At 29.6% G+C, this 13364-nt stretch carries 8 protein-coding genes; 1 reads left to right on the plus strand and 7 read right to left on the minus strand.

The features are described 5' to 3' along the window. Positions 1–86: 86 nt before the first annotated feature. The 6 genes from fabV to OIF33_RS04840 all read right to left on the minus strand — a co-directional run bounded on the left by fabV (position 87) and on the right by OIF33_RS04840 (position 9182). Complete coding sequence (fabV, locus tag OIF33_RS04815) at positions 87–1256, minus strand: enoyl-ACP reductase FabV (protein WP_322503085.1); 1170 nt, start codon at positions 1254–1256, stop codon at positions 87–89. A gap of 163 nt (positions 1257–1419) precedes the next feature. Beyond that, the gene (locus OIF33_RS04820) at positions 1420–2910 is read right to left on the minus strand and encodes an amino acid permease (RefSeq protein WP_322503086.1); all 1491 of its coding nucleotides are present in this window, start codon (positions 2908–2910) and stop codon (positions 1420–1422) included. Between the two features lie 430 nt (positions 2911–3340). Then, positions 3341–5581, minus strand: coding sequence for a TIM-barrel domain-containing protein (locus OIF33_RS04825; protein ID WP_322503087.1), 2241 nt, complete (start codon positions 5579–5581; stop codon positions 3341–3343). Positions 5582–5697: 116 nt separating this feature from the next. Next, a complete protein-coding gene (locus OIF33_RS04830; protein ID WP_322503088.1) occupies positions 5698–6507 on the minus strand; it encodes an AraC family transcriptional regulator in 810 nt (269 codons plus the stop codon). Between the two features lie 175 nt (positions 6508–6682). Next, positions 6683–7576, minus strand: coding sequence for an ROK family protein (locus OIF33_RS04835; RefSeq protein WP_322503089.1), 894 nt, complete (start codon positions 7574–7576; stop codon positions 6683–6685). 157 nt (positions 7577–7733) lie between these two features. Further along, on the minus strand, positions 7734–9182 hold the full coding sequence (locus tag OIF33_RS04840) for an ABC transporter substrate-binding protein (RefSeq protein WP_322503090.1): 1449 nt from the start codon (positions 9180–9182) through the stop codon (positions 7734–7736). 383 nt (positions 9183–9565) lie between these two features. Between OIF33_RS04840 and OIF33_RS04845 the strand changes: the two genes are divergently transcribed. After that, positions 9566–10060 carry an HdeD family acid-resistance protein gene (locus tag OIF33_RS04845; protein ID WP_322503091.1) on the plus strand — a complete coding sequence of 165 codons (495 nt, stop codon included), beginning with the start codon at positions 9566–9568 and terminating at the stop codon, positions 10058–10060. 59 nt (positions 10061–10119) lie between these two features. Here the strand turns inward: OIF33_RS04845 and OIF33_RS04850 are convergent, their stop codons facing one another. Further along, positions 10120–13257, minus strand: a complete 3138-nt coding sequence (locus tag OIF33_RS04850; protein ID WP_322503092.1) for an alpha-mannosidase — start codon at positions 13255–13257, stop codon at positions 10120–10122. Positions 13258–13364 lie beyond the last annotated feature (107 nt).

Raw genomic sequence — 13364 nt, forward strand, 5'->3', positions numbered from 1 at the left:
CTTCAGTATTAACTTACTTAAATCAACGCCTTTTCATAATTTCTTAGAATTTAATCTAATTCTAAATTATCTATTTTTAATAGCTATTAAACTCTTGTTATATCTACTTCTTGTGAGTAATCTACACCCTCTAAGCCGAATCCAAATAATTTGAAGAATTCTTTTCTAAAGTCCTCTGCATCACTTAATTCATAGATATTTTCACTGTTTATTTGTGGCCATATTTCTTCAATAGCTTTTTGTACATCTTCATCCATTTCTAAATCATCTATTCTAATTCTGTTTTCTGAATCTAAATTTAGTTCTCCTTCATAAAGATCTTCAAACATTCTATATATTTGCTCAATACAACCCTCATGAGTTCCTTTTTCCTTCATAACTTTATAAAGTATTGAAATATATAAAGATACTATTGGAATGGCTGAACTAGCTTGAGTTACTAAAGCTTTGTTCACAGATACATAACCTTCTCCATTTAATGATTTTAAAACTTCAGTTATTTCTCCTGCAGTTTTTTCTAAATCATTCTTAGCTCTTCCTATTGTACCTTCTCTATATATTGGATATGTAACCTCTGGTCCAATATATGAATAAGCAATAGTTTTAACACCATCTTCTAAAACATCAGCTTCTTTTAAAGCTTTAATCCATAGCATCCAGTCTTCTCCACCCATTACTTTTCTAGTTCCCTCTATTTCTTCTTCTGTAGCTGGGTAGATAGTAACATCTTGGATTTCACCTGTATGGAAATCTAAAGTTTTACTAGTAAAAGGTTCACCCACAGTTTTTAAGCAAGAACTATAAACTTCCCCTGTAACAGGATCCTTTCTTTTTGGAGCTGCTAATGAATATATAACCAAATCTATTTTTCCTATATTTTCCTTTATTAAATCTATAACTTCATTTTTAACTTCATTAGAAAAAGCATCCCCATTTACTGATATAAATTTCTTATCTTCATTTGATGCAAATTCTTTTAATGACTCTATATTATACCAACCTGCTGAAGCTGTTCTTTTACCTGAAGCTTCTCTTTCAAATGCGACGCCTAAAACCTCAGCATCACATGCTTCTGAAGCAACTATAGCACTTGCTAATCCGTATCCAGTTGAAGCCCCTAAAACAAGTACTCTTTTAGCTCCCTTTATCTTACCTTTTTCTTTTACATACTCTACTTGATTTTCAACATTCTTTTTACATCCCGTTGGATGAGAGGTAGTGCATATGAAACCTCTGAACTTTGGTTCTACTATCATTCTGATTTCTCCTTAACCTTTTTGTTTGATTATCAAAATATATTGTACTTTACATATTAACATATTTAATAGCTTTTGTCATTACTATTAGGCCATCTTACTTGAAAATATTAGGTTTTTATACAATTAAAAAAGGCACTCTAAAAGAGTGCCTATATTTTAACTATTTATTTTCCATTTTTGTTGCCGCAGCTTCTCTTACTGCATCATCATAGTCTTTACCATTAGTTTTCTTAGCTATCTTAGGTAAAATTAAACCTAAACCTATTAATACAAATGGTGTACCTACGTTCATTGCTAATAAGAATATCCAGTCTTTTGAGAATGCTGGAACATTTGTTGGGAACATACCTAATATACAAGCAAATGCTGTAAATACGAAACACCATGCTCCTATTATCATTGCAAACTTATCATTTTTAACAAATTTGTAATCTGATTTGAACTTTCCTTTTATAGCTTTTCTTAACATAATGTAAGCTAAGAATACCCATAAATATCTCATTGGCATTACAACAGCATTTAATTTTAATAACCAAGTAAATAATGCGTTAACATCACCAATTCCTAAAGCTGGAACTACTATTAATATACCAACTAATATTGTAGTCATAATGTATCCATTTATTGGTGCGCCATGTTTATTAGTCTTAGTTAATGCTTTTGGTACATATCTTGCATCAGTATCTGATAATAGAACCTTTAATGGAGCATCTATTGAGAATGCTAAAGCTGATATTTGAGCCGCAAAGTTTGCTAATGCATATAAAATTAAGAATGTATTACCTATTCCATAATAATTTCCTAATTCTTTGAAAGCATAATAAGCACCATTCATCATTAAGTCATCTGGAATATTGTTCGCATCAAACATCATACCCATAGCTACTGATCCAAGTAACGCAGTTACTGCAACCATTACAGCTAATGCTATCATACCTTTTGGGAATCCCTTTACAGGATCTTTCATGTTATTTACATATGGTGATATTTTTTCTGCTCCACCAACTGCAAATACTAACATTGCTATTGTTGTGAAATATGTAAAATCAAATTTTGGTATATATGTACTAATTGAAGTCATATTAGGAGTAGCTATATGAGTTCCCCTCATAGCTGGTGCTGTTAAAACTAGCAATATATAAAGTAATGACATAACGAACATTGCTGTTCCTGCTACTGTTCCTATCTTACCTAAAGAATTAACCCCTCTTGATGAAATCCATACAAAGAATAAGAATATTAATAAACATAATCCTTGCATAATTAACGGATTCATGTTATTTATAGTACTTCCATCTTGGAAAATTGCCCACCCTAAAGAAATTATTACACCTTGTGGCTTTTGTGCTAGGTATGGAATATGTACTACCCAGTATGTCCATCCTGCTAAGTAAGCTAATGTAGGTCCCATTGTTTTACCTATCCATGAACTTACTCCACCTTTACTGTCTTTGAATGTTGAACCTAATTCTCCAACCATAAGTGCATATGGTACGAAGTATAAAGCTATTATTAATATCCATGAAGTTACTACAGTTAATCCTTGAGTTGCAAAGTTGTTTACGATATTACCGAAACCCCAAACTGACACGAAGGCCATTAAACCAAGGTTATACCACATAAGCTTCTTTCCATCGTTGTTGTTGCCCATGCTTTTCTCCTCCTCATTGTTTCTTTCACAATAATTCCCCTATAAATCTTCTTAAAAATACTTGTCCATTTTTAAAACAATTCATAGAAAATCTTTTACAAATTATTTTAACGTTAAATATTACCCTTTAATTTTAACACTCTATTAAATTTTACGCAATATCGTTAAAATTCTTTATCTAACTAAATTTATAAAGTTTATTATTAATTACCTTATTAATTCTTTTATATTCTCCTTTTTTCTTGTTTTTCTTTTGAAAACACATGTATTTTTTGAAAGTTTTTTAATATATTTATTCATATTTCTAAAAACTTTCAAAAATTTTCTACTAAACAATCCTACTTAAGAAGAATTTTTTTATACTAAATAGTTTAAATAACGAAAATTACCCTAGTATTTAATTCATAAAATTCAATACTAGGGTAAAAAACTACTTGATTATCTCAATTTCAATCCCTTCTTCTTTATAACTGTTATTTATATACTTTAACTCTACCTCTCCATTTGCCACTTCTATATCTATATAATTATATGTTCCTTCTATATATTCCATAGTATGTCCATCATCATTATAATGAAATCCCTTAGCATTTTCACCAAATACCTTAATAAGTATGCTGTCTGGTCTTTCCTTAACATTTCTGAATTTCTTATTATAAGTAGGAATTATTGCTCCTTCCTTAACAAAGACAATAATTTCATCTAACTCACAAGGAAGCTTGTACCATTTTCCACCTTTAAGTTTTTCCTTAGTAAAATAGTTAAACCAAGTTCCTTTTGGTAAATAAACAGTTTTATTTCTTTCACCTTCATATAAAACTGGAGCCACAATCATATTTTCTCCAAGCATAAATTGCTCTCTAATATTTAAAACATTCATATCTTTCTCGTACTCCATTACCATTGGTCTAAATATAGGTAATCCCTCTTTATGAGATAAATAGTATAGATTATATATATATGGTAAAAGTTCATATCTTAATTCAATAGATTTTTTAGCTATTTTTTCTGCTCTTTGTCCAAATGCCCAAGGTTCTTGTCTTCTAGTGTACATATTTGAATGATTCCTGAATATAGGAATAAATGGTCCCATTTCCATCCATCTTATGAATAATTCTTCACTTGAATCTAATCCAAATCCTGAAACATCGTTTCCAACAAAAGAGAACCCACTAATTCCTAAGTTAGCATTCATTGATATAGACATTCTCATTTGACTCCAAAGACTCATATTATCTCCAGTCCAAACCGAAGAATATCTTTGTCCTCCAGCATAAGTAGCTCTAGTCATTGAAAATCCTCTTTCATTAGGATGTAATTCTTCTTGAGCTTCTTTAGAACATCTACTCATTTCGAATCCATATCTATTATGGAATTCTTTATGTTCTATAATTCCATTATCGCTATTATGAAGACAAGTTTCTAACATTGTTTTATGATCATTATTGAACACACATGGTTCATTCATATCATTCCAAATTCCGTCCATCTCATATTCACTTATGAATTTCTTAAGTTCACTCTTCCACCATTCTCTACATTCCTTATTTGAGAAATCTGGGAAAGCACTGTCTCCTGGCCAAACTGCTCCAATAAACATTTCTCCATCTAACTTCTTAGTAAAATGATTTCCTTCTTTTCCCCTTTTGAATACATCATACTCTTCATCTACTTTAACGCCTGGATCAATAATTGTAATAGTTCTTATTCCTTTTTCTTTTAAATCACTTATAAGGCCTGCCGCATTATCAAAGTTAGGCGTTTTAAAAGTCATAACTCTAAAGCCATCCATATAATCTATATCTAAATACACAACATCTAATGGAATCTCTTTTTCTTCAAAAGTCTTTACTAATTCTCTAACCTCTTCTTGACTAAAATAACTAAATCTACATTGTTGATATCCTAAACTCCAAAGAGGAGGCATTTCCATTCTTCCTGTTAAAGTTGTATAATTAGTAACTACTTCTTTAATATTTCCACCTGGAATGAAGTAATATTGGATTTGTCCACCTATTGCTCCAAAGAATATTCTATCTCCCATCTCTTTTCCCATGTCAAAGTAACTTCTAAAACTATTGTCAAAAAACAATCCATAAGTAAATTCTTCTTTTAAAGCTATATAAAATGGAATTGTTTTATAATATGTTACTGATTCATCATCGGTTTCTGGATCATCAGTGTTGAAATTTTCCGTATAACACCCTTTTTTATTTAAATCTCCACCTTTTTCTCCAAGCCCATAATAAGCTAAACAATCATTAACCTTTGATATGTACACATGCCCTTCTTCATCTTTAAAACTAGGCTGAAAATCCTCACATATTGTATTGTCATTTAAATCTTTAAAGCTTATTTCTGTTGTATTTTTATTTACAAAAGTTAAAATATTCTTTCCTTTTATAATTATAAAATTTGAATCCTCTTCTATAGAAAACTCACCTTTTCCTAACTTATCTATTACTCCATTTGTTGGGATACTTTCTTCATATTTATCCCCAATAAAAACCTTAACTACATCATTTTCTAATATAGTAAGAGCTATTTTCATATTTGAAAAATAAATATCTACATTATTATCATTAATCTCATAATTTTTGAAGACTCTTAACCCTCCATTATAAGCCTTAAACTTCTTATTTAAGTTTTCTCTATAATTTAATTGTGGCATAATGCTCTCCCCTTTATCTATATCGTTTTCAATTTAAATTGTAAATAATATGAATTTATTCTTAAAGTGTAAAAGTTATAGTAAACTAAGATAAATTCTAAAAACGATTAAACTATTCAAAACAATTTTTTATTAAGTTTTCTATATTCTCTAGGAGTAATTCCATAATATTTTTTAAAACTTCTATTAAAATATCCAATATTATTAAATCCGCAATTTAGAATTATATCTATAATAGGTAATTCACTTTGAATTAAAAGGTTAGTAGCCTTCTCTAATCTTAATGAATTTATATATTCTGATGGACTTACATTATAATATTTTCTTAACTCCCTAGTTAAATGTTCTTGTGTTTTTCCACTTAAAGCAACAAACTTCTTTATTCCTTCTAAAAAATTTTCTTTTTGCTTCATTTCTTCATATGATTTTTTTAACCAAATTGGTATTTTACTATCTGAAGATACATCTAAAAAAGCATTTATAATAAGATCACTAAATAAACTTTCCATTATGTATCTTTTTTTACTCTCTTCCACATCAATTAACATTTTACTTTTATAATTAAAACTATTAACCACAAAATCATTTAAAGAATATATAGAGTTTTTCTTTTCCATATCAACCAAATTATTATTTTTGAGAGAATAATAGTACTCTGAGCGAATCGCTATATTTCTTAAAATATTTTTTTCTCCATTCCCAATAAAATAATGTTCATCCTCTGGATTTATTATTTTAAATTGTCCCTCTTTCAAAATTTCAATTTCTCCATTATAACTATGTCTAAAATTCCCCTTTAAAATCACAAAAAGCTCATAAAAATCATGACTATGTAAAGTTGTAGATTCATTTCTAACTAATATTAAATCTGCTACATGTATATTATTCTTATCATTGCAAAGCTCCGAAAATTGAAGAACTTTCATAACCCTTTTCTCCCTTTAATCTATTTTAAATAATAAAAATGGCTTTGCTAAAAAAACTTAACCCAAATTAACTTTTTATAAAAAGTATAAGTTCATTAAGTAATATTAAATCACTTAATAGCTTGTTTGAATCAAGTTTTCAATTTTAGCAAAGCCTATATTCTAATTTTAAATCTTATTTACTAACATAAAGGAAATGATATAGCGCACCTATTAAATTCGAGTCATTTTCAAACTTACATTTTTCAACCCTTATATCTAATGTTGCTATATCGCTCTTTAATAAAGCAAGTTTTTCATTTATTTTCTCATCAAATCCTTCTCTAGCACTTATAGCTCCCCCAACTACTATTTTCTCTGGGTCAACTATATACTGAATGTTGTACATTCCTCTTGCAAGATCCATGTACCATGATTCTATCTCATTCTTAACTGCTTCATCTCCATTTTCAGCCATTTCAAAAACTTTCTTTCCATCAAGTTCTGACTTCTCTATTCCTTTAAGTTTTGAAACTCTTGTAACTAAAGCATTTGTAGATGCAACCTCACTCCAGATTCTATCTGTTAATCCCTCACTATCTCTAGTGAACATATATCCAAATTCTCCTCCATGAAGGTGCTTTCCTCTAAGAATTCCTCCATTTATAACAATGCATCCTCCTATACCTGTACCAACTACAACACATGCATAGTTTTCAACATCCTTAGCTGCGCCAATCCATCCTTCGGCTAATCCAGCACAGTTAGCATCATTTTCTATAGAAACTTTTAAATCACATCTTTTCTCTAAAAGATCTTTTATATTTGGTCCATGTATGCAAGGTACTGCACTTCCTCCACCTATAAAACCAGTTTTAACATCTACAGCTCCTGGCGAACTACATGCAAGGCCATAAATCTCGTTATTTTCTTTATATGAGTCAACAACTTTTCCAATTGATTCTATGAATAAATTTATGTCATTTCCTTCTGTTTTTATACTACCCTTTTCTAAAACATCTCCATTTTCAGTCATTAAAGCATGCTTTATGCTTGAACCACCTATATCGATGACAACATATTTTTTCATAAAAACACCCTCCCTGTCTATATATATCGTTCTATAATCTCTCCATTAGATTATGTAAGAATACTTTCAGTTTTTTATTTATATGTTTTTTTGTTACTGTTTTGATAAAAGTAAACTCTATGCGAAGCATAGAGTTTACACTTATTTACAAGTTATATTATTTTCCGTTTTCAGCTTTCCATGCATCTATTTGACTTTGCATTTCTGAAATAACTTCATCTATTCCAACTTCTTTTAACTTCTTGTTCATCTTATCTATGTATTCAGCTTCATTAACTGATCCACTGTATACAGTTGCCTTGAACTCTTCAAGAACGTTGTTTATAGCTGCAATTTGGCTACTTACTTTTTCAGTGTTAAACTTGAATCCTAAAGCAGGTGATTCTACTGAAGCGTCGTTGAATGCTTCGAATTCTTTCCATTTATCAACTGGCTCATTATCTAAAGTATAAGTTATGAATAAGTTACCTAAAGTATAGTATCCAACTGAGTAATCTTTAGCTTTATCAGTTAATTTTATTTGAGTATCACCAGTTTTTTCATAGTGAGTTCCTTCTATACCATAGTTAAGTAAGTTTCTTAAATATACATCAGTATTTAATAAGTTTAAGAATTCCATAGCTTTTTCTGGATGCTCTGAAGTCTTAGAAATAGCTATCATTGAACCTGTAGTTGAACCGTTTGTGATATGAGTATCCATTATTGGTGATGAAACTACTTCATATCCTAAGTCTTTTGACCATAATCCATCAGCATAAGGTTGTCCATCAGCTTTAGTTACAAATCTCTTAACTGCCTTATCATCCTTAGCTGTAGCTGAGTCAAGATTTATATATCCAGCTTCATAGTACTTTTGTAAAGTTTCTAATTCACTCTTCATTTTATCTGTTTCAAACATATTTTGAATCTTTAAGCTTTCGTCTCCATACTCAACTCCTACTGGATCAACTAATTGATCGAAGTAAGCTGGTGCTGAGAATCCTTTAGTTATATATAAAGGTGTAACGTTTGGCTCATTTTCTTTTATTACTTTTAACCATGGCTCTAAATCTTCTAAGCTATGGATATCTTGGTATGGTATGTTATATTTATCAACATACTCCTTAGTGAATACCCACATAGGTGCAACTCCGATTTCCTTTTGGTTTGGAACTGCATATGTTTTACCATCAATCTTAGCTCCTGCCCAGAATCTTTCATCTATAGTCTCTTTCATTTCCTTACCTTTTGAATCTATTAAATCATCAAGTTCTAAGAAAGCACCTTTTCTAGCATTTTCTAAGTATGGGTTAGCCCATGAGCAAGTAAATGCTAAATCATATGGTTCACCTGAATTTATTATAACTCCCATTTTTTGAGTGTAATCACCGTAATCAATAAATTTCATATCAATTGTAACATTGATCTTGTCCTTTAAATACTCGTTAGCTTTTTCTTGAACCATCTCTAAATCTTTTGGTGTTTGTCCTATTGTGTACCAAGTAAGATTTACAGTTTCCCCTTCACCAGCGCTAGCTGTTTTATCAGCTCCACACCCAGTTAATGCTACTGAAGTAGTAAGCATTGCACATGCAGTCAAAGCAATTAGTTTCTTAAATTTTAACATTTCGTTTTCCTCCCTCTCAAACCTTTGTTTTTCAAATCCCTTAACATCGTTTACAAGTTTATTATATAGTCCATTTAAACATTTTCATAGTGGAGTTTTTTTATATTTATTTGACATTCTCTATGTATATTTTTTACACCTTTATGGATTTTATTGTCTTCTATGGAATATTTAACGCTTTGATTTAGAAATAAAGATTAAACAAAAATATTTTTATTTTTTTTTACCTATCTATTATAATATGTCAAATTTATCAGCCTATTTAATAACATCTGATAAAAATTAAAATGTGAACATTCTTTAAACAAATGGTATTATTCTATTATAGTAATAATTCAAATATTTCTTACAAATATTAAATTAATTATAAAGGAGTGATTTCTATGGAAAGAGAAAGTAAATCCTTCTGTATATTAGAAGGAATTTTAATGGCAATAGTAGGAGTATTATTCTTTATTAAACCTATGTATTCACTACTATATTTCACAATCATAGCTGGTATATTAATAATAGGATCAGGAATATTTAGAATAATAAGAGCCTTCAAATCTTCAAGAAAAGGCTTATATATATTTACAGGTATAGTAGCAATATTATTTGGTTTAACATTATGCTTCATACCAATGGAGAGCATTGATGTATTAATTATATTCTATGGTGCATGGGCATTAGTGAATGGTATATTTATGTTTATTGGTGAATTTACTTACAAAACATTTGGTTTCAACATATCCACACTTTACTGTGTATTATTAATAATCTTAGGATTACTAATATTATTTGAACCTATTTCATTCTTAATAGCAACACCTTATATAATAGGTATCTACTTCATAATATTTGCTATATTTGAAATATACTTAAGCTGCAAATTATAAGGTTAAAATATAGAAAGAAAAAAAGTCCAAATTAAAAATTTGGACTTTTTTATATATTATTATTTTAATTTTACTTTAAATGTTTTTATTTCAAATGGATTTATAGTGAAGTTTATTTTATTTCCATCAATATTAGCCTCTTCTAAATTTCTTTCCATTAAGTTACATTCAAAAGCTTCTTGTATTTCTCTTGAGAATTCTAAGTTTGCCTTAGTTCTACTATTATAAAATTCATACATTCTTACAATTAAATGATCTGTATCTTCAGCTTTCTTAATAACCTCAATCATAATATTATCTTTATCAACCTTAACTAAGCCTAGAGAAGTCTCTAACTCTCCATCATTCTTCTCACAAACTTTAGTATATAAAGGTTGATTAAGTTCATAAGCTTTTTGAACTGTATCAGCATCTTTCCATGTACCCATATGAGGATAGATAGAATATGTGAAGAAATGTTCTTCTTGGTCTGTTTCAGTCCATGGATGTGTTCCTGATTTAAGAAGAGTAAGTCTCATATCACCATCTTGTATATCATGACCATACTTACAGTTGTTTAATAATGATACTCCAAAATCCCCTTCTGAAAGATCAGCCCATTTTTGACCACAAACTTCAAATCTAGCTTCATCCCATGATGTATTACTATGAGTAGGTCTCTTAACATTACCATATTGAATTTCATAAGTTGCTTCAGTAGCATTTAAATCTATTGGGAATGAAGTTTTTAATAAGACCTCATGCTCCTTCCAATCAACATATGAGTTAAAGTCTATTCTATCTAAATCCTTATAAATATAGATGTTTTGAATTATAGTAGACTCTAAGAATTTTCTTTCAATTCTTAATGTACTTCTTACTGGTCCTTCTTCAACAACCTCAATGCTTTGAACGTCGTCAACATTCCACATTTTTTCTTTATAATAAACATCTATATCCCAGTTGCTATATTCCATAGGTTTATCTTCGAAAGCTTGAATTTGGTTACCTAAAGCTCCTTCTTTCAGAACTTCTCTTCCTGCTCTCTTATCAAATAATGAAACTATATTTCCAGCTCCATTAAATTTGATTCTTAAGAATTCATTTTCAGCTTCTTTTTCACTTAAAGAAATATTCTCTACTTCTTCATTATTGCTAGCTTCAACTATAGCAAAGCTCTTATATCCATTTGCAGGTATTCCTTTAGCAAAGAATATTGCCTTTTTACCATCATCTACTCTTTGACAAATAATTTCTTCTTCTCCATCTAATACAGCAGGATTTTCTATATCTTCTGGAACCTCAAAAGTAGCTATGTCATCTCTTTCAAATCCTAAAGAGTTAAATACAACAACACTTCTCTCTTTTAAGGTTATTTCTGATGTTATATTATCTACTGCTAAACTTACAAAATCATTTCCTTTTTCAATTAAATCCTTATACTCTTCCTTAGTTACATCATAGACTTCTTTGATTGATGAACCTGGTAAAATATCATGGAATTGATTTAAAAGTATTGTTTCCCATGCAGCATTTAAATCAGCTAAAGGATAATTTTTTCCTAAAAGCATAGCCATTGAGTTAAACTTTTCTGCTGAAGTATATAAATTTTCACAAACTCTATTATCTCTCTTATTTCTTCCCATTGAAGTATAAGTTCCTCTATGGTACTCAAGATATAATTCTCCAACCCATTTTGGAAGCTTATTATTATCCTTAACAGTATCCTCTAACTTATTGAAGTAATCCTTAGCTTTACCTATTTTAACCTTAGGTGCTCCTGGTATTCCTTTAGCAAGTCTCTTTCCATTTTCAAGCATCTCATAAGTAGCTCCACCGCCACCATCTCCAAATCCAAAAGCAACTAAAACATCATTATTTATATTTTTTTGTTGGTATCTATTCCAAGCACCCATTATTGAACCTGGATGAATATTTCCACAGTATGTTGTCATTGTTTCTTTAAATGGATCTTGATCTGGATAAGTTGTTGTTATAAAGTGAGTTAATATTTCTGTTCCATCTATTCCTTTCCACATAAATGTGTCATAAGGCATTTTATTAATTTGGTTCCATGAAATCTTAGTTGTCATAAAGTAGTTAACATCTGATTTCTTCAATATCTGAGGAAGAGCTGCTGAGTATCCAAAAACATCTGGAAGCCAAAGTATTTCATTATCTACATTAAACTCTTCTTTAAAGAATCTTTTTCCATGTAATATTTGTCTTATTAATGATTCACCTGAAGTTACATTACAATCAGCCTCAAGCCACATAGCTCCTTCTGGTTCCCAAACACCTTCTCTTACTTTTTCCTTAACCTTCTCATAAACCTTTGGATGATCTTCCTTTAAGAATTTATAAAGTTGAGGTTGAGAAGACATAAATATATACTCTGGATATTCTTCCATAAGCTTTAACACTGTTGAGAAACTTCTTGCTACCTTTTCTCTTGTTTGAGCTACGGTCCAAAGCCAAGCTACATCTATATGAGTATGTCCAACACAAGTCGCTACCATATCTTCATGTCCACACATTTTATCATAGAAATTTTCTTCTATATATTTATTAGCAACTTTTAAGCTTTCATTATACTCTTTAGTAAAAGGTCTTCTTAAATCAATTAAGTTTATTGTGTCATTTAACACAGTTAGCATATCTATTCTTCTTTTATCTTCTTCATGTAACTTAGTTGCTACTATATGAGGAACACTTAGGTTAAAGTATAATTTTCTAGCTTCTTCATCTATTGTTACTAACTTACCATGTAAAGTTGATTTTTTACCTTCAATTCTTCCTATATGAGCATGTAAGTCTATGTCATAAACTTCTCCTGCTACAGCATTATGAGTTAATATTGTCTCTTGGTGATTTACATCTAACCCCTGAATATGTTCTCCATTTACATAAAGAATAAATTGTGGATTTGTTGTATTATCCCAATCACCTAAAAAAGTATGGAAACTTAAAGCAATAGTTTGTCCTGCAAACTCTTCTGGAACTTTGACAGAAGTTTTGAACCATCCATGACTTTCTTCTCCCCAAAGATCTCCTGTTTTAAAATCTACCCATCCATCTTCAGGTGCATTTTTTATTTCATCTATATTATTGTATTTTCCTGCTATAAATTTATAATCGTCTATGTTCAAAGTATTAGAATAAACATATCTTCCTATTTCTTCATAAGTTTTTCTTATTCTTTCTGATATAAATCTCATAATCTTTCTCCTTATCTATAAATTATGTAAATTATCTTAAATCCTAATAAAAGCACCTATAAAACAGAGTTGATTTATAGGTGCTTTTTTAAACTTAATTATCTTTA

Origin of the sequence: Clostridium sp. LIBA-8841 (genome assembly GCF_034439435.1) — a bacterium.
GTDB lineage: Bacteria > Bacillota > Clostridia > Clostridiales > Clostridiaceae > Sarcina.

Coding starts and splice junctions, on each gene's coding strand:
- fabV (WP_322503085.1), bottom strand. CDS start 1,256: ATGATAGTAGAACCAAAGTTCAGAGGTTTCATATGCACTACCTCTCAT.
- OIF33_RS04820 (WP_322503086.1), bottom strand. CDS start 2,910: ATGGGCAACAACAACGATGGAAAGAAGCTTATGTGGTATAACCTTGGT.
- OIF33_RS04825 (WP_322503087.1), bottom strand. CDS start 5,581: ATGCCACAATTAAATTATAGAGAAAACTTAAATAAGAAGTTTAAGGCT.
- OIF33_RS04830 (WP_322503088.1), bottom strand. CDS start 6,507: ATGAAAGTTCTTCAATTTTCGGAGCTTTGCAATGATAAGAATAATATA.
- OIF33_RS04835 (WP_322503089.1), bottom strand. CDS start 7,576: ATGAAAAAATATGTTGTCATCGATATAGGTGGTTCAAGCATAAAGCAT.
- OIF33_RS04840 (WP_322503090.1), bottom strand. CDS start 9,182: ATGTTAAAATTTAAGAAACTAATTGCTTTGACTGCATGTGCAATGCTT.
- OIF33_RS04845 (WP_322503091.1), top strand. CDS start 9,566: ATGGAAAGAGAAAGTAAATCCTTCTGTATATTAGAAGGAATTTTAATG.
- OIF33_RS04850 (WP_322503092.1), bottom strand. CDS start 13,257: ATGAGATTTATATCAGAAAGAATAAGAAAAACTTATGAAGAAATAGGA.